At 70.0% G+C, this 24,434-nt stretch carries 19 protein-coding genes and 1 pseudogene; 8 read left to right on the forward strand and 12 right to left on the reverse strand.

Going from position 1 to position 24,434, the window contains the following annotated elements:
• Positions 1-100 precede the first annotated feature (100 nt).
• Positions 101-2,059: a hypothetical protein gene (locus MFF56_RS03750; protein ID WP_238229509.1), complete on the reverse strand. Its 1,959-nt coding sequence runs from the start codon at positions 2,057-2,059 to the stop codon at positions 101-103.
• A gap of 398 nt (positions 2,060-2,457) precedes the next feature.
• Here MFF56_RS03750 and MFF56_RS03755 point away from each other — a divergent pair, with 398 nt between their 5' ends.
• Complete coding sequence (locus tag MFF56_RS03755) at positions 2,458-3,321, forward strand: hypothetical protein (protein ID WP_238229510.1); 864 nt, start codon at positions 2,458-2,460, stop codon at positions 3,319-3,321.
• Between the two features lie 187 nt (positions 3,322-3,508).
• Here MFF56_RS03755 and MFF56_RS03760 read toward each other — a convergent pair whose 3' ends face one another.
• Positions 3,509-4,171 carry a hypothetical protein gene (locus MFF56_RS03760; protein ID WP_238229511.1) on the reverse strand — a complete coding sequence of 221 codons (663 nt, stop codon included), beginning with the start codon at positions 4,169-4,171 and terminating at the stop codon, positions 3,509-3,511.
• Complete coding sequence (locus tag MFF56_RS03765) at positions 4,171-4,518, reverse strand: hypothetical protein (RefSeq protein WP_238229512.1); 348 nt, start codon at positions 4,516-4,518, stop codon at positions 4,171-4,173. Before MFF56_RS03765 ends, MFF56_RS03760 begins: the two co-directional genes overlap by 1 nt.
• Positions 4,519-5,107: 589 nt before the next feature.
• Here MFF56_RS03765 and MFF56_RS03770 point away from each other — a divergent pair.
• The gene (locus tag MFF56_RS03770) at positions 5,108-5,446 is read left to right on the forward strand and encodes a hypothetical protein (RefSeq protein ID WP_238229513.1); all 339 of its coding nucleotides are present in this window, start codon (positions 5,108-5,110) and stop codon (positions 5,444-5,446) included.
• A gap of 202 nt (positions 5,447-5,648) precedes the next feature.
• Positions 5,649-5,861 carry a hypothetical protein gene (locus MFF56_RS03775; protein WP_238229514.1) on the forward strand — a complete coding sequence of 71 codons (213 nt, stop codon included), beginning with the start codon at positions 5,649-5,651 and terminating at the stop codon, positions 5,859-5,861.
• A gap of 66 nt (positions 5,862-5,927) precedes the next feature.
• On the opposite strand, the gene MFF56_RS03780 is transcribed toward MFF56_RS03775, so the two are convergent.
• On the reverse strand, positions 5,928-6,068 hold the full coding sequence (locus MFF56_RS03780) for a hypothetical protein (RefSeq protein ID WP_238229515.1): 141 nt from the start codon (positions 6,066-6,068) through the stop codon (positions 5,928-5,930).
• A 528-nt stretch (positions 6,069-6,596) separates the two neighbouring features.
• Here MFF56_RS03780 and MFF56_RS03785 point away from each other — a divergent pair.
• Positions 6,597-8,903, forward strand: a complete 2,307-nt coding sequence (locus MFF56_RS03785; RefSeq protein WP_373324018.1) for a PAS domain-containing hybrid sensor histidine kinase/response regulator family protein — start codon at positions 6,597-6,599, stop codon at positions 8,901-8,903.
• 122 nt (positions 8,904-9,025) lie between these two features.
• Here the strand turns inward: MFF56_RS03785 and MFF56_RS03790 are convergent, their stop codons facing one another.
• The 8 genes and pseudogenes from MFF56_RS03790 to MFF56_RS03830 form a co-directional block, all read right to left on the reverse strand.
• Positions 9,026-11,158 (reverse strand): ATP-binding protein, encoded by a 2,133-nt coding sequence (locus MFF56_RS03790; RefSeq protein ID WP_238229517.1) that lies wholly within the window; start codon positions 11,156-11,158, stop codon positions 9,026-9,028.
• 176 nt (positions 11,159-11,334) lie between these two features.
• Positions 11,335-11,748, reverse strand: coding sequence for a response regulator (locus tag MFF56_RS03795; RefSeq protein WP_238229518.1), 414 nt, complete (start codon positions 11,746-11,748; stop codon positions 11,335-11,337).
• Positions 11,749-11,794: 46 nt separating this feature from the next.
• Complete coding sequence (locus MFF56_RS03800; protein ID WP_238229519.1) at positions 11,795-15,355, reverse strand: PAS domain S-box protein; 3,561 nt, start codon at positions 15,353-15,355, stop codon at positions 11,795-11,797.
• Positions 15,356-15,483: 128 nt separating this feature from the next.
• On the reverse strand, positions 15,484-17,205 hold the full coding sequence (locus MFF56_RS03805) for a sensor histidine kinase (RefSeq protein WP_238229520.1): 1,722 nt from the start codon (positions 17,203-17,205) through the stop codon (positions 15,484-15,486).
• Between the two features lie 253 nt (positions 17,206-17,458).
• A pseudogene (locus tag MFF56_RS32425) lies at positions 17,459-18,370 on the reverse strand (cation diffusion facilitator family transporter).
• 54 nt (positions 18,371-18,424) lie between these two features.
• Positions 18,425-19,696, reverse strand: a complete 1,272-nt coding sequence (locus MFF56_RS03820; RefSeq protein ID WP_238229555.1) for a cation:proton antiporter — start codon at positions 19,694-19,696, stop codon at positions 18,425-18,427.
• Between the two features lie 48 nt (positions 19,697-19,744).
• Positions 19,745-19,957 (reverse strand): hypothetical protein, encoded by a 213-nt coding sequence (locus MFF56_RS03825; protein ID WP_238229523.1) that lies wholly within the window; start codon positions 19,955-19,957, stop codon positions 19,745-19,747.
• Positions 19,958-20,054: 97 nt separating this feature from the next.
• Entirely contained in the window at positions 20,055-20,609 is a 555-nt protein-coding gene (locus MFF56_RS03830; protein ID WP_238229524.1) for a fasciclin domain-containing protein, read from the reverse strand.
• A gap of 368 nt (positions 20,610-20,977) precedes the next feature.
• Between MFF56_RS03830 and MFF56_RS03835 the strand changes: the two genes are divergently transcribed.
• From MFF56_RS03835 to MFF56_RS03850, 4 genes are all read left to right on the forward strand, one after another.
• Entirely contained in the window at positions 20,978-21,439 is a 462-nt protein-coding gene (locus MFF56_RS03835; protein WP_238229525.1) for a PRC-barrel domain-containing protein, read from the forward strand.
• 26 nt (positions 21,440-21,465) lie between these two features.
• Positions 21,466-21,750 (forward strand): hypothetical protein, encoded by a 285-nt coding sequence (locus MFF56_RS03840; protein ID WP_238229526.1) that lies wholly within the window; start codon positions 21,466-21,468, stop codon positions 21,748-21,750.
• A gap of 107 nt (positions 21,751-21,857) precedes the next feature.
• Entirely contained in the window at positions 21,858-22,823 is a 966-nt protein-coding gene (locus tag MFF56_RS03845) for a mechanosensitive ion channel family protein (protein ID WP_238229527.1), read from the forward strand.
• Positions 22,820-24,118, forward strand: coding sequence for a DUF2254 domain-containing protein (locus tag MFF56_RS03850; RefSeq protein ID WP_238229528.1), 1,299 nt, complete (start codon positions 22,820-22,822; stop codon positions 24,116-24,118). Before MFF56_RS03845 ends, MFF56_RS03850 begins: the two co-directional genes overlap by 4 nt.
• The last annotated feature ends 316 nt before the right edge of the window (positions 24,119-24,434 follow it).

Consider the following 24,434-nt stretch of genomic DNA (forward strand, 5'->3'; position numbering starts at 1 on the left):
CGGTCCCCGGGAAGGCTACCCGCGAGGGAACCAAAACGAGAGAGCCCCGCCGGCGCGAGGTGCGCAGCAGCGGGGCTCAAGCTGTGGTGCAGCTACCGGGTCACCGGATGCCCGCAGTGTAGGGCCACGGGGCGCGAGGGACAATGCCAGAGGGCAGCCCGGGGGCCACTTTTGGAGAGGGCGCGACGGGAGGCGTGTACGGGTCGTGCCCGGCGGCGATGAGGTCCTGCGCCATGGGGCGGAGCATGACCGGCATGCCACGGACCGGGGTGCCATCGACGTCGTAGATGACGTGAGGGTGCGGTGCGGGAATGGCGACGACGGCGGGATGGCAGGTGGTCATGTCGAGCCTCAAGGTCGGACAGAGACGGTCAGGGATGGCAGGTGAAGGGTCGCGAGGGTCTGATGAGGTCGAGACGGTTGAGGGGGCTGTACGGCCCGCCCTGGACGTCGGCTCGGGAGTAGGTTCCGAGGTGCTGGTGCGAGGGTCGCTAGATACGTCCTGCAAGGGCCAGGGGACGGCGAGGACGGCATGTGCGAGGATCCGGGTAGAGGTGCGCGGCTCCGGGTAGGAGACCGCGACGGACGCCTGCGGTCCATCCTGAGAGGGCGCGGGTGCGAGGGTCCGGGTAGAGACCGGGGGCTCGGACGGGGCCTCCCCGGAAGGGCCGGGGACCTCCACCGCGCCACGGTCCCGAGGTTCCACGGAAGCGTTCCCGAGGGGCTCCGCCCCCGGGCCGCCCGCCCCCGGGGGGGCATAGTGTAGGCGAACGACGGGATAAGTCGTTGTGCTCGTTCCAGAAAGCTTGTTGCGGGTCCGCTCCAGGACCTCGCCCATGACCCCCTTGACGAACCCCTCGTGGCGGCCCGGGACGGAGAAGCTATCGTGCACCGGCAAGCACGGGATGCTCGCCTTCGCGCAGGCATCCATGACCTGTCCGGCCATCTCGGCGTCGATGCGCATGAGCCTCACGCCGGCGTCGCTGCCGAACATCGCCCTGATGGGCTCGTGCCGCTCCTCGATGCGGGAAAGGACCTCCGCGGTCTGGTCCCATGTCATCCGGCGAGGCCATGCCGGCCGGCCGTCCTTGCCCGTCTCTCGCCGCTTCAGCATCAGCGACCGGATGGTGGCGGTGCGGTCGGCTGCGTTCATGTAGGCGTTGACGGCCATCTTGAGCTGACCGCGTCGGACACCCGTGGCGCCCCGCACCTCATAGGCGTCGCCGTCGAGCCGGGCGCCGCACATGGCGTAGGCGAGGTCGAGGTGCAAGCACCGCCAATCCGGCTCCTTCGCGCAGACAGCCTCACCGTTCAGGAGGAGCTCGGCCCGGCGCGCCGCCGGCAGGTTGCTCCACGGCCCGTACATGCGACCGTGCAGGTCGAAGCTGCGCCGGGCGAACATCTGGACCATGTGCGGGAACTCCTGGTGCAGGACACAGGTCCATTCGCCCTTGTCCGAGAGCGCCCACCAGTGGTGGTCCGAGAAACGCCAGAGCCCCTTCGCGACCGCCGCCGGGTCGACCGACAGACCGATGCCGGAGATGGCCTCGTTGCGGCGCTCCATTTTCCGCACGATGCGGTCGACCTCCTGGGCGCGCGGAAGCGGCATTGGATCGCCGTTCTCGTCCCGGAGCAGCACGGGCACGCGCGGGCGCCGGTGCTCGACGGCCTCGCCTCGCAGCGCCTCGACGAGGGATTCGGTCGCCCAGAAGGCCGACTGAAGCCGGTCCCGTTCCTCCTCGGCAAGGTGGGCGCCGGGCTTGGCCCTGAAGCTGCCGAGTAGCCCCCTGTCGGTGAGCGCATCGACCGTGCCGAGCACCCTGGACCGGCCGAAAGGGGTGCCCTCGTACCTGTCCAGCTTCCACCACTCGCCCGAGCGCGAATACGAGATGCGGCCGCCGCCACCATCGTGCCGGACGAGGGCCTGGCCGATGATGGCGCGCTGGACGGCGCGGTCGTCGCGCGTGCGACCGCGAGGGATGCCGAGGCGCGCGAGAGCGCTCTCCGGCACGAGATGGGCGAAACTCAAGGGCGCGTCGTCGCCCTGGACGAAATGCATGGAGATGATCCGTTGACCCGGTCTCGCGGCTCGACGGGGCACCACACCCGACGCGCGAACCCAAGCATCGTCCGCGCGTCGCAAGCATTTGAAAAGCCCGGGCAATCGGGCTCGGAAGGCAGGTCCGCAGACCACCCCTCGCAGAAGGCGGGGAAACGGGGTCTACGCCGGCCTCAAGGAACGGATGGGTCGCCAGTCGGAAAATAAAAATCCCCCCATCAGGCGAGCCTCCCTGGGCGCATCGGATGGCTGTTTCGCGCAGAAAAATTGCTCGGGGCGATGCGCCCCCTAGGAAAGGCCTTGCAATCCTGCCGACCAGCGCGTCGCGACCGGCTTCGGCGGGTCCGGCGGTCGCGTAGCCTGGAACGGGGCACGCATGCTCGGGCACCCTGCCGGGCATGACCTTCAAGTTCCGTGTCGAGATCGCCGCCGACGTCGCCCCCTCCATCGAGGCGTGGCGCGACCGCTTCGTGTCCACCGTCGGCATCGCCAAGTACCGGCGCGCCGCCGGCTGGGCCGTCGACGAGGTCGCCAAGCACGCCGTGCTCGGCATCAGGGAGCAGTTCCACAAGCACCTGAAGTCGAACACGCCGTGGACGCAGAGCGCGATCAAGTACCAGCGCTCGACCGCCGGGGGGCTGAACGCCATCGAGCAGGGCAAGGCCGACGGGCTGTTCTCGGCCGTCTACGTCATGCCGAAGCAGTCGACCTACCTGAAGTACCTGTTCGGCCTGCAGGACAACACGCGCCTCCCCGGCGACGTCGGTCTCGCCCAGCGCCACCTGCTGATCCCCTGGTGGGACAACATCAAGCTGACGCAGGGCGTCCAGCCCACGCGCTTCGGCGGGGTGCCCACGGGATTCCTCGCGCGCCTCGCCCGTGAGGCCCAGGGCACCAAGGCGCCGAAGCGCAGCGGCACCTCGTCGAGGTGGGGCGTCTACTTCGGCGAGATCACCCTGCACGGGCAGAAGCGCTTGGCTTACGTCGCCCGGCCGCCGCGCGTCGCCACGAGCGAGAGCATGTACATCCCCGGGCGTGATGGGGGTATGCGCCTCGTCGGCCGGCGCATGCGCGACATCGACCATCCCCGCGTGCTGTTCCTCGCCGTCGACCGGGCGACCTACAAGCCGATCCTAGAGCAGCCCTGGCAGGAGGCCTGCGAGGCGGCCGCCGCTCGCATCCCCCAGATCGTGGCCGAGCAGCTCGCAGACAATCTGTTCCATGCCGCCAAGATGGCAGCGGCCGGCGCACGACAGCCGTAGCCTGTCCGGAAATCCGGGCACGCCTCGGCCTCACGGATGCCGTGTGCGTGCCAGCGAGAAAATCCTCGACGAGATCGACAAGCGCGCCGGAAAACCGGCAACGCACCGGTGGAACTACAACTTAGGTCCGCGGCTTCGTTCAGATACCCCCACACCGCCGATCCGGACATGGCGCCGAAATCTCGCGTTAGGTAGCTCGCGACGGCCGGGCTAGGGATACGATGAACCGCGGGCTGGCAATGGTCTCGGCAGCGATCTTGGTCCGTCTCGCGCAGTCGGTTTTCCACCAAGCCTCGAAGCGCGCCAGCCTTGCGTCCTCCTTGGCTGCCGCCGCAGCTTTTTTCGCGGCGGCGACGGCGAGATTCCTTTCATGAATTTTTACTGCGCGCTCTTGGGCGGCGCTCCTTCGGCCCGCCTTGAGAGCGACCAAAGGGGTCGCGAGATCCGTTTCTCCAATGGCCACCAGTGCTTTGATCGCAATGCCAAGGAGATGGTCCCTCGCCTTGCCTATCTCCGCCTCGCCAGGCTTACCTTCCCCGTCTCGCCACCGTCGGATGATCCGCTCATCGCTGACACCGAGCTCGCCACTGGCCTTCCCGTGCCAGAGCGGGCCGAACACTGACGAGTACATGCGGTCGAGATTGGCGTAGGTTTGGTCCAACTCGGGCAGGGGAGCGATGACGGGATCGGCGGGAATAGGCTCGTCGGTCGGGGGGCCGTTCGCGCCGATGGAATGTCGTGCCGCCTCTACCTGCTGAGCAAGGATGATATTGTCGAGCAGGGGGATCATGTCAGTTTGTTTGGGGTGCTCGATGCGAGGACCGAACACTGGCGGGACTTTTTTTGTCATCAGCCCATCCTCGGCGTGAGATCGTTGTCCGCCTCCGGCTCGGCGTCCGGATCGGGCTCAAAATCGGGAAGTGGCGGAACTAGCACTCGCTCCAGGTGCTGGGCCTCGGCGTAGGTCGCTCGGGCCTGGCGCTGGAGTTCATGCGCCCGCCGTTTGAGCACCAGCACGATTGTGTCGGCGACCCAGGCGGGCACGGGCCTGGCACCTGACGTCCACTGATGGATCTGGGTGGCCGCGACGGTGCGACCGGCCTCGCGCGACAGGGCATCGGCGAGGGGAGCGGCCCAACGGAAGCCGAACGCGGTCGCCGCAGCGCCCGCGAGCTCATCGACTGTGAGGCGGCTCACCGGCGCGCTCCGGCAACGCGGAAGCAGCCGACGCCGTTCAGCGTTAGAGCGCCCTCAGCCATGAGGGGCAGACCGTTCGTAGTTCACGCCATCGTTGTCGAAGCGAACGAGCCTCACTGGACACCTCTCGTAATGCTGGGGCATTCCGGCAACCGCCTGTTCGGCGCTATTGGGCATATTTGATATGCCCAATAGCCGACAGAAACACAAGCCATTGAGATAAAAAATTTATGCCCTTGAAGTTGGGGGGCTATTAAGAAGCGGGTCGCCCCAATGATGGGAACTGGCCCGCTGAGGGAAGCGGTATGCCACGCTGCTCGGCTCCATCGCCTTCCGGGACCGGAGCGCAAACATTTACATGTACATGCCGCCCTCGGTGGAGGCCGCCCAAGCGGGGGCACCCTTACTTGCGCTAAAGGTACACCTCAGACTGCAACCGACGCCCGCTGCGTGCCGTCAGGCCCGAAGGGCGTTGTCGTCGGGGACGACAACCTGCCCGAATTACTGCGCCACCTGCTCCCGTCGCCGTGTAGCCTGGTAGCCACCACGCCTCGGGCCGCATGCTCCGGGCATGACTTGATCCATCGACATGGCCGTTCTGTCCGACTTGGGCTCGCAACCCGCCGTTTGGGAGGATTCCTACGTCTCGGCGGCGGGATTCGAGAAATACAAGCGAGCGTTAGCCTGGGCGGCGTCCGAGGCGGGCAAGAACGTCGCCACGCGAATGAAGGAGGCGACCGCCGAGGTCATCGACCGCCCGATGCCGTGGATCTGGCGCGCGTGGCGGTACACGCGCGCATTGAGTCAGGATGGCGACCGCGCGCTGGGGGCGATCCAGCGCGCCAGCGTCAGTGGCTTCGAGAGTCAGACCCAAGTGCTCCTCACGCAGGCCCGCGGCCCGCGCGCCTCGGCTGGCCGAGGCGCCTGATCGCGGCCGCGCCGGATTTTCGGACAAATGGATTTCTCAACCTTTGCTGCGGGTCAGGAATTAGTGCTCCCTTTGTTCGGCTGTGCGCCAGTTCCGGACCTCCCATTACAAACGCCGGAATGGCCGCTCTTCGCTCGCAAGCAGCCTCCCTATGGTGCGCTCACTCGACCGTTTATCGGCTGAGGAGTTCTGGAACCGCGTCGTGCAGGAGATAGCCGAGCTCCTCGTCGAGCGCGCCCCCCTGACGCCGACCGAGATCCTGCCGGAACTCAGAGCCGTGACGCTCCGCGGCGCCACCTTGCACAAGGAGCCGCTTACCCCCGGGACCCTCAAGAAGAAGATGGACGACCGCGTCTTCCACGGCCGGTACTTCGCGGCGAGGGACGAGGACCGCTACGCCCGCAGGGCCGGCTGAGGCCCGAAGACGCCTCCCCCGGGGGTGAGGCGCACGGCCGGCCGAACGGACACGACCGAGCCGCCGTCAGGTCGCGTTGATCGGCCCCGGGGGCTGCGGCGCCGGCGGCTCGGTGGGCGGGTTGCCCTCGGGCGGCGCCGGGTCCGGCGGCGGGTCGCCGATGGGCGGCAGCGGGTCGTCACCCGGGCGCGGCGTGTCGGAATGCATCGAGCGACCCCTGTCGGCTCCCGGAACGGAAGCCGAGGCCAACGCGCCAAACGCTCGGAAGTGGCGTGCGGCAAACCTCGTCGCCGCAGTCCGGCCGCGGGGTCGGTCCTCCTTCCATCGGCCCCGGCCGACCAGGGATGTGCCGCATCGTCACGACCGGGCTCCGGGGAAGATCCCACCCGTCGGGACCGCCGCATCGCCGGCCACGAGGCAACCGTCGTTCCTCGTCCTGGTTATGAACGACGATGGATTGGGTCGGCGCCGATCGTTCGCCGGCCGGGCCACCATAGCAGGTAGCGTCGAACGCCATGCCCCACACGACACATCCCGGCCCGAGCCGGCAGGACGAATCGGTCGATCCCGACCGGGAAATCCGTGCCTGACCTCCTGACGTTCCTGCCGCCCGGAAGCGAGACGGCGGCGGAGATCAGCGCCCGCGACTGGTCTGGCACCGCCCTCGGCCCCCCTGGGACGTGGCCTCCGACCCTGCGCAACGCGCTCTCGCTGATGCTCGACTGCCCGACGGCGATGTTCCTCGCCTGGGGGCCGGACCTGCTCTGCTTCTACAACGACGCCTACCGGCCGATCCTCGGCTACCGCCTGGACACCGCCCTCGGACGGCCGTTCCGCGAGGTCTGGGGCAGCATCTGGGACGACATCGGTCCCCTGGTCGAGGCCACCCTGGCCGGCGAGCGGCAGACCCTCACCGACGTGATGCTCGACCTCTCGCGCGAGGGACGGCCCGAGCGGAGTTGGTGGTCCTTCACCTACTCGCCGGTCCGGGACGACTCGGGCGCGGTCGCCGGCCTGCTCTGCGTCACCGCCGAGACAACCAACCGCGTGTTCGGCGAGGCCGCCTTGCGCGAGAGCGAGGACCATTACCGCCACACGGTCGAGCTCAACCCGCAGGTGCCCTGGACCTGCGACCCGGCCGGCAACATCACCTCCTACTCGAACCGATGGCTCGAACTCACTGGCCAGGCGCCCGGCGAACCGGATGGGGCCGGCTGGGCCAAGGCGCTGCATCCCGACGACGTACCGTGGACGATGACGGTGTTCGCGGCCTCGCTCTCCTCCGGCGAGCCCGTCGACGTCGATTACCGCATCCGCGTAGCCGCCACCGGCGAATACCGCTGGATGCGCGCCCGGGCGCGGCCGCGGCGGGACGGAACCGGAGCCATCGTCCGCTGGTACGGCGTCGTCGAGGACGTCCACGACCGCAGGCTCGCCGAGGCGCGGCTGCGCGAGGTGAACGAGACGCTCGAGCGGAGGGTCGAGGCGGCGCTGGCCCAACGCAAGCTCTGGGCCGATGTCTTCGAGACGACCGACGCGCTCGTCGCCGCCCTCGACCCCGACTACCGGCTCCTCGCCGTCAACCGGGCCTACGCGGACGAGTTCGCCGACATCTACGGCGTCCGCCCGGAGGTGGGTGACTGCCTCCTCGACATCCTGGTCGGCCATTCGGAACACAGGGACGCTGCTCGGGCCGTGTGGTCCCGGGCGCTGGCGGGCGAGGAGTTCACGACCGTCGGGGAGTTCGGCGACCCGAGGCGCAGGCGGTCCTGCTACGAGCTCAAGTTCACGACGCTGCGGGACGCCTCGGGCGAACGGATCGGCGCCTTCCAGTACGCGCAGGACGTCACTAGCAGGCTCCGGGACCAGGAACGGCTCGGTCGTGCCGAGGAGGCGCTGCGGCACGCCCAGAAGATGGAGGCGGTCGGCCAGCTCACCGGCGGCGTGGCCCATGACTTCAACAACCTGCTGACCATCATCCGCTCGTCGGTCGAGTTCCTCCGCCGGCCCAACCTCGCGGAAGAGCGGCGCGTCCGTTACCTGGAAGCGGTCTCGGACACGGTGGATCGCGCCGCCCGGCTGACCAGCCAGCTCCTCGCCTTCGCCCGGCGCCAGCCGCTCAAGCCCGAGGTGTTCGACCTCCGCGAGCGCCTGAGCGACGTGGCCGACATGCTGAACGCGGTCACCGGCGCGCGCATCCGCCTCGCCGTCGAGGTGCCGGACGGCGCTTGCCATGTCCGGGTCGACCAGGCGCAGTTCGAGACGGCGCTGATCAACCTCGCGGTCAACGCCCGCGACGCGATGGACGGCGAGGGCCGGCTGACCCTGCGCCTCGCCTGCGGCCGACCGCTGCCGGGCATCCGCGGCCACGCCGGCGCCCTGGGACCGTTCGCGGCGGTGTCCGTCGTGGACGAGGGCGTGGGTATCGCCCTCGGGCTACTCGACAGGATCTTCGAGCCCTTCTTCACGACCAAGGAGACCGGAAAGGGCACCGGGCTCGGCCTCTCCCAGGTCATCGGCTTCGCCAAGCAGTCCGGCGGCGACATCGAGGTGGCGAGCGAGGTCGGGCGCGGCACGACGTTCACGCTGTACCTGCCGCAGGTCGACCCGCCCGTTTGGAACGACGACGCCGGTTCGCCCGGGGCGGATGCCGAGGACGACGAGCGCGGCCTGTGCGTGCTGGTGGTGGAGGACAACCTCGAAGTCGGGCGCTTCTGCACCCAGCTCCTGGAGGATCTCGGGCACGGGACGGTCTGGGCGCACAACGCCGAGGCGGCGCTCGCCGAGGTGGAACGGACGCCGTTCCGGTTCGACGCGGTCTTCTCCGACGTGGTGATGCCGGGCATCGGCGGGGTAGCTCTCGCGCGGCGTCTGCGGACCAGCCATCCCGAGTTGCCGGTCATCCTGACGACGGGTTACAGCGATGCCCTGGCGCGGGACGACGCGCACGGCTTCGAGCTCGTGCGCAAGCCCTACTCTGCGGAGCAGGTCGCCCGCGCCCTGCGCGCTGTCGTCGCCCGGCATAGGCACGCCTCCCCTTGAAAGGCGGTGCCGGTCGCGCGGAAGCCCGGCAACGTCCCGCCCCGCATGGCGTCGGCTCGACACCGGACGACAGCCCCGGAATCCTTAGGGCCTGCTTAGGCCCCGGGGCCTGTCGCCATCGCTCAGGGCGGAGCGGCCTCGGCGCGATGCGGCTGCGGTCGGCGACGTGCCGCCGACCGCAGGGCGGCGTCCAACTGATGGGCCGAGTAGGGCTTGCGCACTAGGTCGAAGCCCTCGGCGTCGTCCGGTGCCGACACGTGGCTGTAGCCGGACGTGAGGATGACCGGCAACTCGGGATGCAGGGTCCGTAGGCGCCTGGCGAGTTCGAGCCCGCCCATGCCCGGCATCACCACGTCCGAGAACACGGCGTCGAAGCGGAAGGGGACGGCCTCGATCTCGGCCAGGGCGGCCTCCGCCGAGGGGACGAGGAGCGAGCCGTGCCCGAGGTCGCGCAGGACCTGGGTGCAGAAGCGACCGACCTCGACGTTGTCCTCGACGACGAGGACGCACAAGCCGGCGGGATCGGCACCCTCGTCGTCCCGGACCACGTCCTCCTCCGCTTCCGCGACCGGCCGCTCGGCCTGCGGGAGGTAGAGCGTGAACGTCGTCCCGCGCCCGACGACGCTGGCCACGTCGATGTCCCCGCCCGACTGCTTGGCGAAGCCAATGACCTGGGAAAGGCCGAGCCCCGTCCCCTTGCCGACGGCCTTGGTGGTGAAGAACGGCTCGAAGATGCGCCCGACATGGTCGGGGTCGATGCCGGAACCGCTGTCGGTCACCGAGACCGTCACGAACGGGTCCGCGGAGCCGGCGTGGCCGCGGATGGCCGGCTTCGCCCGGCCGCAGGCAAGGGCGAAGGTCAGAGTTCCCTCGCCGTCCATGGCGTCCCGCGCGTTCACCGTGAGGTTCACCAGGGCGGTGTCGAACTGGCTGGCGTCGGCCCGCACGAGGCAGGCGCCATCGGGTTTCTGGGTCACGATGCGGATGCGCGCGCCGGTCAGGGTGTCGAGCATGGAGGCCATGCCTGCGAGGCGCGCGCCGACATCGAACACCTCCGGCTTAAGCGTCTGGCGCCGCGCGAAGGCGAGGAGTTGCGCCGTCAACCTCGCGGCCCGGTCCACCGTGTCTGAGACCGCGTCCATGTAGCGGCGGCGGCGCTCCTCGGGCAGGTCGGGACGCCGGAGGAAGTCCATCGACGAGCGGATGACGGTCAGCAGGTTGTTGAAGTCATGCGCCACGCCGCCGGTGAGCTGGCCGATGGCCTCCATCTTCTGCGACTGCACCAGGGCGTCCTGCGTCTCGGCAAGGTCGCGGGTCCGCTCGGCCACCCGCCGTTCAAGGTCCTCGTTCATGCCCTGTAGAATCTCGCGCAGCCGTCGCTCGCTGACGATGCGCCGCTCGACGTCACGCGCGAGCCGGACACTCAGGGCCGCGAGGCAGATCGCCAAGACGATGACGATGAGCGCGGTCCCGGTCTCGGCCTCCAGCAGGCCCGAACGGGCGGCGTGGATCTGCAGCGAGCCGAGCAGCAGCGGCGCGACCACGACCACGGGCAGCAGCGCGCGCGCAACCTCGCCGCCGCCGAGGACGATGGCGGTCCACGGCCCATGCGGCCGGCTGAGCAGCACGCCGGCGGAGAGGACGCCCAGCGTGACGGCGGTGACCAGCGCCATCCGCGAGTAGGGACCGCCCTGGTGGAAGCCGCCGAGCCCGTAGGCGTAGCCGAGCGCCCCGACCGCGGCGCCGACGAACGCCGACAGGGCTGCCGCCGCGGCGACCTGGCGGAGCCGGCGGCTCCGCGCGTCCTGCAGCAGCAGGCCCGCCGCGGCGCCGAGGATGCAGCAGGTCGTCGCGAGGGACATCCCGTCCCCAGGTCCGAGCGGCCCTGAGAAGAGGCGCTGCACGCGGTCGTCGAGCCGGAACCCGTGCGGCGCGAGGTATTGGATGCCGCCGCCCAGCGCCAGCGCGCTGGCCCCGGCGGCGAGGCCGCGGCCGGCCCGCACGGCGAGGGACCGTCGCCCCGGCCAAGTGGAAAGCAGCAGCGCCCCGGACAGGAGGACGAGGGCCATGGCGGTCAGCGCCACCATCGGCGCCTCGCCCGGCAGGATGGTCCGCAGATCGGGGATGTCTAGCAGCCAGCCCGCCGTCACGGTCGCCGAGGCCGCAAGGCCGAGGCAGGCGGCCGCACGCGACGCCGCCCGCGCCTTGGCGACCGCACCCGCGGCCGGGCTTGCGGGTCGCTCGGGGTCAGCCATGCGCGACCGGTCCCGCACGGCAGCCGGGACCTGGTCCGTCCGTCCGTTCCATGTACTCAAACCGCCTCATCGACCTGTCGTCCCATCGTATCCCACCCGCCGGCATGGCCCTGAGGGAACGCGCCCGCCCACATGCCGTTCGCCGGCGGGGCACATGCTGCCCCAGGCACGTGCCCTCACCGGGTCGGGACCTCGCACGCGGCTGGGGACCCGGGACGCGCTGCCCGGGCACGGCCCACGGCCTCCGCGAGACGGCCCGGCGTGAACGGCTTCTCTAGGAAGGCCGCTCCCTCGGGCAGGTCGCCCGGCCGGGGCGTCACCGCCGCCGAGACCACCACGACGGCCAATCCTGGGTCGCGATCCGCCGCCAGCCGGGCCAGGGCGAGACCGTCGTGCTCGCCCGGCATGCGCACGTCGGTGAGCAGCAGCACGACAGGGCGTCCGCCGTCGAGGTGCGACAGGGCCGCAGCCGCGTTCGTCGCCTCGACGACCTCGTAGCCGGCCTCGTCGAGGAGGCTCTCGACGCCCAGGCGAAAGAGGACCTCGTCATCGACGACGAGGGCGAGGGGCCGGTCGGAATCGGTGCTCATGACGTCCGGCAACGGGCAGTCCGCGCCGGGGTTTCCCGTCCGCCGGTCATTCGGCCTGGAAGTTCCGGAGCGGTGCCTCGACGACACAGGTCACCCCCTCCGGCGGGTAGTCCAGCGCCAGGCGCCCGCCGACCTGCCCGGTCAGGCCGCGCTCGATCAGGCGGGACCCGAAGCCCTTGTGGGCCGGCGGGCTCACCGTCGGGCCGCCGGTCTCGCGCCAGGCGATGCGCAGCAGCGGACCTTCCTCGACGGCCGCGACGAGCGCCCAGGTCAGGTCCACCCTTCCCTCGGACACCGACAGCGCGCCGTACTTGACCGCGTTCGTGGTCATCTCGTGCAGCATCAGCGCCACCGAGAGCGCGGCCTTGCCGCCGATCTCGACCTCCGGCCCGGAGGCCAGAACCCGACCCGTGGCGTCCTCCTGCACCCCGATGCCCCCGCGCACCACGGTGGCCAACGAGGCGCGCTCGGCGGCGCCGCCGAGGAGCACGTCGTGAGCCTTGCCGAGCGCGACGAGGCGGTTGCCGAGCGCCTCGCGCACCACGTCGAGGTCGGTGGCGCCGCGCATAGTCTGCACCGCGATGGCCTGCACCATCGCCAGGATGTTCTTCATCCGGTGCGAGAGCTCGGAATTCAGCAGGTCCTGCCGCTCCGCCGCTCGCCGGCGCTCCTCGATGTCGGCGACCGCGACCACGGCGCCGGCGAGGTTTCCCGCGGCGTCCCGCATCGGCACGCCGACGATCTCGATCCATACCCGGCTGCCGTCGCCACGCCCGTACTCGCATTCGAGCGATGCGTGCCCGGCCCCGTCCCGGATGATCCGGCTGAGCGGGTATTCCCCGGGGGCGACCCGCCGACCGTCCGCGTGGAAGGCAACCCACTCGCCGTAGCTCTCCGCGTCGGCGGAGGGCAGGATCGGGTGGCGGAAGATCTCCTCAAGCCGCCGGTTGCCGCCGACGATGCGGCCGGAGGGTGCCTCGGCGAACAGGATGCCGACCGGCACGGTGTCGAGCACCGCCCGCAGCGTCGCCTCGCTGGCCTGGAGGGCCTGCTGGGACCGCCTCTGTTCCGTGAGGTCGCGCGTGACGGTGCCGTAGCCGAGCATGCGCCCGTCGGCGCCCCGAACCGGGAAAAGGTTGTAGTGCACCGGGACCGCCGCCCCGGTGGCGACGTGCCGGAAGTGCAACTCGCCCTCCCAGAAGCCGTCCCGCTCGACCGCGGGCAGCACCTCGTCGAGGACGCGGGCATGCTCTTCCGGAACGAAGTAGTCGACGATGGGCATGGCCCGGGCGGTGGCGAGGTCGGGCAGGCCGATGAGGCGACGGCCGGCCTCGTTGACGAAGTCGACGCCCCCGTCGGGGGCCGCCAGGCCGATGAAGTCCTGGCTTTGCTCGACCAGGGCGGCGAGCCGGCGCGTCTCGGCATCCGCCCGGCGCTGGTCCTCGACATCGACCAGCACGGTCACCGCGGCTTGGATCGCGCCCTCGGGGTCGCGGACCGGACCGCTCGACACCTCCAGCCGCCGGACCTCGCCGGTCACGGGGTTGCGGTAGCGCATCTCCTCGCCGCGAACGGTCTCGCCCTTCCGCAGGGCGCGCAGGGTCGGATAGTCCACCGGGTCGTAACGGCGGCCGTCCGGGTGCAGGGCGCCGTAGGATACGTAGCGCGCGTCGCCCTCGGTCCCCAGTCCGTGGCCGAGGAGCTCCTCGGCCTTGGCGTTGAGCGACGACGGCACCCCGGCCTCTGCCCCGGCGATGGAGATGCCGACCGGGGCCTGGCGGAAGATCGCCTCCAACAGGCCGCGCTCCAGCCCGAGGCGGCGCTCGCTCTCGCGCAGGGCGTCCTCCGCCCGCTTGCGTTCGGTCAGGTCGAGCATGGCGCCGATCATGCGGCAGGCCCGGCCCTCCGCGTCGCGGATGACGTAGCCGCGGTCGAGGACGGCGGCGTAGGAGCCGTCGGCGCGGCGGAAGCGGTACTCGTCGGTCCAGGCCGTGCCGGCGCCGTCGATGACGGCGTGGATCGAGGCGTCGACGCGCGCCCGGTCCTCGGGATGGATCTGGGCGATCCACCAGTCGCCGGTCTCCTGTTCCGGCACGAGCGCGTGGCCGTAGGCGGTCGTCAGCGCCTCGTTCCACAGCACGTGGTTCGAGACGAAGTCCCAGTCCCAGATCGCGTCGTTGGTGGCCCGGGCCGCGAGCCGGTAGCGCTCCCGGCTCTCCTGCAGGCGCACCACGCCCTCGCGCTGCTCGGTCCGGTCACGCAGGATCTTGACGAAGCCGATGGCCGGACCGTCCTCCTCGCGCAGCGCCATCATCTCGCCGTTGGCCCAGAAGCGGCTGCCGTCCTTGCGCAGGTGCCAGCGCTCGTCGATGCCGCGGCCCTGCTCAAGTGCGGCCCGCATCTCCTGCTCCGCGATGCCGGCCTCCCGGTCCTCGGGCGTGAAGAAGACGTCGGCGGGCTTGCCGCACATCTCCTGCGCCGTCCAGCCGAGGATGTTGGTCGCGCCCTCGTTCCAGTCGGTGACGCGGCCTTCGAGGTCGAGCACGACGATGGCGTAGTCGTGCGCGCTGTCGAAGATCGCCCGGCGCCGGCGCTCCACCTTCCGCACCTGTTCCCGGGCCTCGGCCTCGCCGGCTTCCGCGAAGCCCGCCGAGACCGTGCCGACGAAGACCTGGGCGAGCATGAGGTCGGCCTGCGCGAAGGCCGCGGGCCGGCTCGATTGCAGCTTGAGGACCCCGATGGGCTCGCCGGCCCGCAGGACCGGCGCCAGGATGCACGAGCGCAGGCGCAACGTCTTGACCAGGTCGCGCTTGACCCGGCCGTCTTCGAGGACGTCCGGCACCAGCAGTGCCTCCCCGGAGAGCAGGCAGGCCCCGCCGAGGCTCCCTCGCAGCGGAACTCGGAGGCCGCTCTTGTCGGATAGGACGCCAGCGGTGGCGCGGTAGACGAGTTCCTCGCCCTCCCGCGTCTCGATGACCGCGCCCTCGGCCTGGGGGAGGACGGCGAGCGCGCCTTCGACGAGCGCGTGCAGGATGCCGTCGATGTCCCCCCGCGCCGCGGCGACGGCGGACTGCGTCCGGATCACGGCCTCGCGCTGGTCGAGCACGCGCCGCTGGGCGAGATGCGAGCGGCGCAGCTCCAGTTGCGCCATGACCTGGCCGGCGAGGGCGCGCAGCGAACGTGCCTGGCGCTCGTCCAGCCCGGCGGGGCGCGGTACGTAGTCGATGACGCAGAGGCTGCCGAGCACCCGGCCTTCGGGCGTCCTCAGGGGCGCCCCGGCGTAGAAGCGCAGGTAGGGGTCCTCCGCGACGAGGGGGTTGGCCCGGGTCCGCGGATCCTCGGTCAGGTCGGTAATGACCAGCAGGTCGGGCTCGCGCAGTGCGTGAGCGCAGACGGAGGCGTCGAGGTCGGTCTGACAATCGGGGAAGCCGGCGCGCGCCTTGAACCACTGCCGGTCGCCGGCGACGAGGCTGACGAGCGCCACCGGTGCGTCGCAGGCATCGCGCGCGAGCTGGACGATGTCGTCGAAGCCCTGCTCGGGCGGGGTGTCGAGGATGCCGTAGGCATCGAGCTCGGCGAGGCGGTCCGGGTCAGTTACGTCCGACATGGCAGGCTGTTCGAGGTAGCGGCTTGTCCCCGCCGGACCTCGCAAATGGACGGGGGTGATCGATTGACACCATCGAGGGCGAGGCTTGCAAGCGCCGCGACGTGTCATGGTTCATGGAGGCGGCCCGCTCAATGGGCGGTCGGGACGGCGAGCGGGCTCATATAGTCCGCGCTGGCCTGCGCCAGCGGCACGACGATGGCGCAACGGAGGCCTTCCACGGCGAAGTCGAGCGCCACCGTCCCGTCGAGCTCGCGCTCGACGCTGACCGCAATCAGGCGCGTGCCGAAGCCCCGCCGCGACGGGACGGAAGTCGGCGGACCGCCACTCTCCGCCCAGTCGAGGTGAAGGCGCCGCGCGCCGTCGTCGGTCCGCTCGACGCGCCAGCGGACACGGATCCCGCCGCCCGGTACGCTCAGCGCGCCGTACTTGGCGGCGTTGGTGGCGAGCTCGTGCAGAGTCATGCCGAGCGAGAGCACGTGGCGCGGCGACAATGCCACGTCGAGACCTTCGAAGACGATGCGGCAGGAACCGCCGCGGTAGGGGCCGAGCTCGGCCTCCACCACCTTGCGCAGCGGCGCGCCGCTCCAATCGTCCCGGGTGAGGAGGTCGTGGGTCTTCGACAGGGCCAGGATGCGCGCCTCCAGGCGCTCGCCCGCCGCCTCCCCGCCGCGCGTCGATTGCCGCGCCAGCGCCTGCACGGTGGCCAGCGTGTTCTTCACCCGGTGGTTCAATTCGTGCAGCATCGTGACCTGGCGCTCCTGCATGTCGCGCCCGCGCCGGATCTCCTCGTGCAGGTCGCCCTCCTTGCGTTGCAGGACCACCGCCATGGCGTCGAGCGTCTCGCCGAGCCGGCCGAATTCGGTCGAGCCGGTCATGCCGGTGCGAGCCGCGAGGTCGCCGCGCTGCCAGGCCGAGGCCGTGCGCAGCAACCGGCCCACGGGTCGCCGGATGAAGGTGCGCCCGGCGAGCAGCGCCGCGGCGACGGCCAGCACGGCGCCGAGAAGAACTAGGGTGACGCCGCGCCAGGTCGCCTCGTCGACGTCCGCGAACGCGGCCGTACGGTCGCGCCCGACGATCAGCCACGTGTCCGCCGCGGCCCCGGGCGGCCGGATGGCGGCGAGCACCCGCTCGCGCCCGTCGAAGCCGTCGGCGACGCGTACGCCCTCGCCGCGTCCGGTCAGCACCTCGGTCCGCTCCGCCGGAAGCGGCCTGCCGACCCACCCCTCGTTGTCCGGATGGCGAACCAGGATCAGCCCGTCGCGGTCGACCAGCGTGATGCTGGTATCGTTGAGGCGAAGCGCCTGCCTCAGCCGGCCGCCCAGCCAGTCGAGGTCGATGGCGGCGCTAAGGACGCCGATGGTGCGACCGTCCTCGTCGAGGAGCGGCTGGGCGAAGTGGATCGAGTCCCGCCCGGTGGCCTTGCCACGCGCGTAGCCGCCCATCACGAAGAGCTGCCGGGCCACCGCCTCGCGGTGGTAGTCGCGCTCCCCCATTCCATAGGACCCCGGCGCGGCCCCGCGGCTGTTGCAGACGACGCGGCCGTCGGGTGCGGCCAGGGCGAAGGCGAGGACGCTGGGCATCCGCGCGGCAGCGCGGCGGAGGTAGGCGGTGCAGCCGACCGCATCCCGAGCCTTGATCGTGGGATCTTCTGAAACGAAGTCGAGGGCTTGGCGAACGCCCTCGGCGAGCTGGGCCAGGGTCTGCCCGACGCCGCGGGCGGTCGCGAGCGCATCGACCCGGATGGCGGCGTCGCGGCTCGCGCGCAGGGCGTACTCGTTGTAGCCCTGGATCGCCAGCGCCGGGGCCAGCGCCAGCAGGACGAGCAGCAGGATGCGGGTGGTCAGCGTCACGCCGTCCGGTCCCCGCCTTCGACGATGCCGCGTTCCCGAAATGTGGGGACCAGGGGGTCGAGCGGGACCGTCGTTACCTGCATGCCGTTCCCGCCCTGTGCCGGGACGCGACCCGATACCACCTCGACCCCAAGCCGCGACGGAGGGGTGGGTTCCCTCTCGTCCCACCGGTCTTGCCACTCAGGGCATCGAGGTCACGCCGACGTCTCATCCGCGCCGGATGCAAGGACACGGACCGCCTTGTGCCGTAGTTTCACGGCCCGCCACGGGCCGGCATCAGGTACACGTAGGCAAGGCTCGGCAGGCGTGACCGCAGGCGCCCGTGCGTCTCGTCGAGAACGGCGTCACGGTCCTCGGCGGAGGTCCCGTCGCGAAAGCCCAGGACCATGGCCAACACCACGCTGTCGGTCCCGATCTGCAGGCTGCGCACGTCCTCGATCCGCGCGATCCGACCGTCCTGCGCGACGAGGTCCCGCGCCCTGGCCAGGAGCGCCGCGGAAGCGCTCTCACCGATCAGGAGGCTGCGGGTCTCGCGCGCGAGCACGACCGCTACGCCGACGGGGAGCAGGCCGATGGCGAATGAGGCCACACCGTCCGCGCGGGGCTCGTCGAACCCCTCGGACACCGCCACGCCGATGGTGGCCACTACGAGGCCGGTCAGGGCCGCGCCGTCCTCCAGGATGACGGTGAAAGTGGTCGGGTCCTTGGACCGGCGAAGCGCAGACCACATCCCGACATCGGCGTGCCGCCGGCGCATCTCCCGCCACGCCACGCCGAACGAATATCCCTCGAACAGGACGGCCAGCCCCAGCACCGTGAAGTTCACCCAGGCGTCGCGGATCGGCTCGGGGTGTCAGATCTTCTCGACCCCCTCGTAGATGGCGAAGGCCCCGCCGAGGCTGAAGATCAGCAGGGCGACGACGAACGACCAGAGGTACAGCTACAACCCGTAGCCGAACGGATGGGCCTCGTCGGGCGGTCGCTTCGCCCGATGCATGCCGTACAGCAGCAGGCCCTGGTCGACCGTATCGACAAGCGAATGCAGCGCCTTTGTGAACATGGCGCTCGACCCGGTGTAGAGCGCGGCGCCGAACTTGGTCACCGCGATGGAGAGGTTGCCCCCGAGTGCGGCGTAGACGACGGTTGTCGAACCGTCCCGTTTCATCGGTGGTGCTCCGGAGGGGGGGCGGGGAAAGGTGGCGAAGCCGGCCGACCGTCGTCAGGCGGCGTCCCGCTCAGGCAGATCCTTGAGGGTCCGACGTGCCACCATGCCGAGCGTCGAGCCCTGGACGACGATGGTGAACAGCACCACCGCGTAGGTCGCCGCGAGGATGGCCGGCTTGGCGTCGCTCTCGGGGACGGACAGGGCCAGCGCCACGGAGATGCCGCCGCGCACGCCGGCCCATGTCAGGAACGGCACGTTGCGCGCCGACAGGTTGCCGCCCCAGCGGAAGGCCAGCAGCGGCGTTGAGACGGCCGCGAGGCGCGCGACCAGCACGATGGGGACGGCGCACGCCGCGAGCACGAGCCCGCCAGCCTCGAAGCGCAGCACCAAGACCTCCAGGCCGATGAGCAGGAACAGGACGGAATTCAGTACCTCGTCGATCAACGTCCAGAGCGAGGACACGTACCCTTGGGTCTCCTCGCTCATCGCGTCGCGCGGTGCTCGGTCGCCGACGAGAAGCCCGGCCGCGACCACCGCGAGCGGGCCGCTGAAGTGCAGCTTCTGGGCGAGCGCGTAGGTGCCGGCGACGAGCGCGAGGGTGATCAGCACCTCGACCGGGAAGTCGTCGATGGCCCGCATCGCCCGGTAGGCGACGTAGCCGGTGACCAAACCGAGGACGAGCCCGCCGCCGGCCTCTTGCAGGAGCAGGCGGGCGACGCCGCCGGCGCTGGTCGCCTCCCCGCCGGACCCGGCCGCGAACGCGACGAGGACCGTGAACAGCACGATGCCGATGCCGTCGTTGAAGAGGGCTTCTCCCTGCATCTCGACCTCGAGCGCCTCCGGCACCCGCACGTTCTTCAGCGTCGCCAGCACCGCCACGGGGTCGGTCGGGCTGATCAGCGCGCCGAACACGAGCGCCCAGGCGAGCGGGATGGGCTGGCCGAGGGCGTCGGCCACGAACCAGAAGGCGCCCCCGACGATGGCGGTGGAGATCAGCGTGCCGACAAGGGCGAGCGTCGCCACCGCCCAGGCCCGGTCACGCAGCGCCCGCAGGTCCAGGCTCATGGCGCCGGCGAATAGGAGGAACGCCAGCATGCCGTTCATCACCACGTCGGTGAAGTCGACCTGCCCAAGGACCTTCGTCAGGTCTTGGTAGAGGTGTTGCGCGGGGAAGGCGACGTCGAGGCCTACCAGCGCAAGGGAGGCGAGCAGCCCCATCACCAGCAGGCCGATGGTGTGCGGCATCCGCAGGAAGCGGTGATTGAACCAACCGAACAGGGCCGACAGGGTCAGCAGCAGGGCCGCGAGGTCGAAGATCGAGATGATGGGAGCCTCCGTGCCGCGAGGCTCCGCCTTTAGGGCTCGCGGATATACCTAACCTTCGCCGCCCGCCGCGACGCCGAGGTCGACCACGCCCGAGGCGGACGAGTGGGCCGGTGCCGACGCGTCATCGATGCCGAGGATGGTGGCCGCGGTCAGCCCTGTCGATTGCATCTCGTGCCGCGGGGCGTCGATCCATAAGCCGACGCCGACCAGCAGAGCCGTACAAGCCGCAATCACGGCCAATAACGTCGTCAGTAACCTCATGACACTTTAATGAATGGTCAAGCTAGAATGTTCCCGGAACTGAGTGGGGAGGGGTGGACCACCCGCCGTCGTGGACGGCCCACCCCGGGACTGTGGCCTACTTCGGCATCAGGACGCTGTCGATGACGTGCACGACACCGTTCGACTGGTTGACGTCGGCCTGTTCGACGAAGGCGCCGCCGCCCTTCTGATCGATCAGCGCCAGCCGGTCACCGTCCATCTTCACCGTCAGCACCTCACCCTCGACCGTCTTCAGGTTGGCGTCCGCGCCGCCCATCTTCGCCTTGGCCATTAGCTCCTTGGCGTCGAGCTTGCCCGGCACGACGTGGTAGGTGAGCACCTTCTTGAGTTCGGCCTTCATGTCCGGCTTCATCAGCTTGTCGACCGTGCCGGCCGGCAGCTTCTTGAAGGCGTCGTTGGTCGGCGCGAAGACGGTGAAGGGCCCTTTCCCATTCAGCGTGTCGACGAGGCCGGCCTCCTTCACGGCGGCGACCAGGGTCGTGAGGTTGCTCGCCTTGGACGCGTTCTCGACGATGGTCTTGCTGGCCATCATCGGCGCGCCGCCCACCATCGGGGACGTCTCGGCGAAAGCGGGCGCCGCAGCAGTCAAGCCGGAGGCGAGGAGGGCGGCGGTCAGGGTGATGCGTGTCATCAACAGTCTCGCTTGCGTTTTCGAGGCTCGTTCATCGAGGCTCGTCACGTCGCTACGAGACGACAGAAACGGAAGTTTCAAAGTCAACATTACAAATGGTTCATCGTTGAAACATCGCTCTAGCCGACTCGACGTGGACCACATTTACGATGGCCGCCTTGGTTCTTGCCATCCAGCAGGGTTGCACCGGGTTTTCATTCCAATACGAGACCACATTCAGCAAATTTGTAATGCGCACCGGCCCACTTTTTCTGAACGTTTCCTGAACGAGCGTGTTGTGCCCGGGAGCCGTGCGGCAGGGGATGGCAGTGGCCTCGTCCCTTCGATGGGCTCCCTCCGCACCTTCGACATCCATTTGGGAGAAGCCCTTGTCCTATCGTACGATCATCGCCGCCACCGCTCTCATCTGCATGGCCATGCCCGCCCTGGCCCAAACGCCGCCGACGGCCCCAACCCCCGGCACGGCGATGCCCGCCGGCACTGCCGACACCGGCATGAAGATGGCCGACACCGCGACGGTGAAGCTCAAGTACGTCACGGTGAAGCCCGCCGACGTGATGTCATCCAAGCTCGTCAGCACGACCGTCTACAACAACAAGAACGAGAACGTCGGCGAGGTCGAGGATCTCGTGATCGAGAACGGCAAGACCGTGACCGGCGTCGTCGTCAGTGTCGGCGGCTTCCTCGGGATGGGCGAGAGCTACGTGGTGCTCGACCCCTCGACGCTGGCCATCAGCAACAAGGACGGCAAGTGGGCGGTCCACGCCGACACCGACAAGGACACTCTCAAGAACGCGCCGAAGTTCACCTATTCGAAGAAGAAGAGCTGACCACGCGCATCGAAGGAGAGATCACCATGAAGCATACCCTCCTCGCCGCGGCGCTCCTGGCCGGCTTCGGCCTCGCCGCTTCGACCCTGCCGTCGTCGGCTCTGCCCATGAACGCCGCTGGCGTCGCGGCTCCGAACAGCAGCGACATTGTCCAGGCCCGTATGTCGCGCCGTGAGATGCGACGCCATCGCATGATGCGCCACCACCGCATGCGGCAGGGTTCGGCCAGCCGCGGCAACGCCGGCGTGCCCTCGCGCAGCAGGTTCGGTGGGCAGCAGTACGGCCAGACCACCGGTGGCCCGCGGCGCTGACCAAGGGACCCCACCGCTGCGCGGCGGCTAGATGCTGCCGCGGGTGACCATGCGCTGCCGGATGGCACGACCGCCTCCGGCGGCTTTCTCATGACCCCCGGTACCCCATGATCTTCTCCGAAGCGCTCGGGCGACTTGAGGAACTCGGCCGCTCGGCCGTGGCACTCCTGCCCGGGCTGGCCATCGCGCTGGTCCTGTTCGGCATCGGCCTGCTGATCGCCAAGGGCGTGCGCGCCGCCGTCCGGCGCGCGGCGGAACTGCGCGACGCCTCCCCGGGCTCGGCCTCCGTGCTCGGCCGCATCGCGGGGGGCGTGACGGTCCTGGTGTCGTTTCTGGTAGCCGCTTCGGTCGCCTTTCCCTCGGTCTCGGCGGCCGACCTGTTTAACCTGCTCGGCATCGGCGGCGTGGCCATCGGCTTCGCCTTCCGCGACGTCCTCCAGAACCTGCTCGCCGGCATCCTGATCCTGCTGACCCGGCCTTTCGTGATCGGCGACCAGATCCGCGCCGGCTCGCACGAGGGTACCGTCGAGGACGTGTGGGTGCGGGCGACGGTGCTCCGGACCTACGACAACCAGCGCGTGCTGATCCCCAACGCGACGCTGTTCGTGGACAAGATCACGGTCATCACCGCCCACGACAAGCGCCGGCTCGCCTTCCCGCTGACCATCGGCAACGGCGACGACATCCGCGAGGCGCGCCGGGTCATCGTCGAGGCCCTGCGCGGCACCGAGGGCGTGCTGGCCGACCCGCCGCCCGAAGCGCTGGTCACCGGGCTCGGCGCGGCTGGCGTCGACATGACCGCCCGGTTCTGGATCGACCCGCCCCGGCGCCGGGACGCCGTCGACGCCCTCGACCACGCCATCTCCGACGTGAAAGACGCGCTCACCGCGGCCGGCATCGACCTGCCGTACCCGACGAGCCAAGTCTTGTTCCACGACCAGACCGAGGAGACCGACGGCGACCGCTCCCGGCAGCGGGAGGGCTGGCCCGCGGGGAAGAGTCCGCCGCGCGCCCGGTGGCGTGTGTTGCGGGAGGAAGAGGACGCCGGCCGCCGCGCGCAGGAGCGGGCATGAAGGCGCGGCTGCAAGCCTGGATCGAGATCCTCGGCGACCTGTTCTGGCTGCGCCCGGCGCTGATCGTCCTCGGCTGCATCCTGCTCGCTCAGTTCGGCGTCTGGCTGGAAACTGCCCACGTCGCCGGCTACGACCCGTCCTCCCCGGACGCCAACTGGGGCTACTCCGGCGGCGCAGAGGGGGCACGGGCGCTGTTGAGCGCCATCGCGTCCTCGAACATCGGGGTCGCCGGCACGACCTTCTCGATCACCATCGCGGCACTGACCCTGGCCTCCGGCCAGATGGGCCCAAGGCTCCTACGCAACTTCATCCGCGATGGCCGCAACCAGACGGTGCTGGGCATATTCCTTGGGACATTCGCCTATTCGCTGATGGTCCTTCGAACGGTTCGGACGGTGGAGGAAGACCCGTTCGTCCCACACCTCGCCATCACCGGTGCGCTCGTCCTGGCGCTCATCGCCATCGGCACGCTGGTCTGGTTCGTCCACCACATCGCCACGAGCATCAACATCGAGACCGTGGTCGACGCCGTTCAGCAGGACCTCTGCAAGGCCATCGAGGCCCGCACCCTCGACGCGGCCGATGCGGCAAGGCCCTCCGACGTGCCGACCGGCAACGCCGTCGCTAAGACCGGCGGCGGGTACCTGCAGGCCGTCGATACGGACGCCCTGGCCGATTGGGCGGAGGAGAACCGCATCACCGTCGCCCTGCGGGTCCGCCCCGGCGACTACGTGCCCAGCGGCTTCCCCGTCGCCTTCCTGTCCGCGGGCGTCGAGGGCGCCGACGGGGCCATCGCGCGCGCGGTCACCCTCGGGCGCCGGCCAACCTCGCTCCAGGACCTGGAATACTCGATCCGACAACTGGTCGAAATCGCGGTCCGTGCCCTCTCACCCGGGATCAACGACCCGTTCACGGCCGGCAGCGTTGTGGACCACCTCGGCGACGCCCTGTGCCGTATCGCGCCACGCTACCTTGCGACCGGCGCGGTCGTCCGGGAGGGACAGGTGGTGCTCGTCCATCCCGTGACCGATTACGATGGCCTCTGCGACGCGATGTTCCACATGATCCGGCAGAACGCCGCCGGGTCCGTGCTCGTGCTCGGACGGATGCTCGACGTCCTCGCACGCGTCGCCGAGGTCGAACGTCTTGCGGACCGGCTGAGGGAGTTGCGCCGTCACGCCGACCTCGTCGCCGACGCGGCCCGGCGCGGCGTGGCCGATCCGCAGGATCTCGGTGACCTGCTCGAACGGCATGCCCGGTTCGTCCTGGTGCAGGAGACCGGGCGACTGGCGTGATCGAGGGCGATCTCCACATCCGACCTGGGGCAGGCGGGGCGCCCTGTCCATCGAACGACGAGGATATGCCATGAAGCGGTTCAGCTTGATGCCCTTGCTTTAGCTGATGTCTGCGCCGGTGATGGCCGGACCATCGACCGCTCCAGCCCTGGATGACGACGTCAGGTCCGGGGGATGGGCGTTGGGGCGAGATTTATGGCACCGGTCGCGAAGCCCGGAACCGATATGACGACGGCGGGTTCCGGGACTGGCGAGGGCAAGTCTGGCGCAACGTCGAAGGCCACCGGATCACTCGACGGCGGGTCACCACAGCCGC

The organism is Methylobacterium hispanicum, from assembly GCF_022179285.1.
Lineage (GTDB): Bacteria > Pseudomonadota > Alphaproteobacteria > Rhizobiales > Beijerinckiaceae > Methylobacterium > Methylobacterium hispanicum.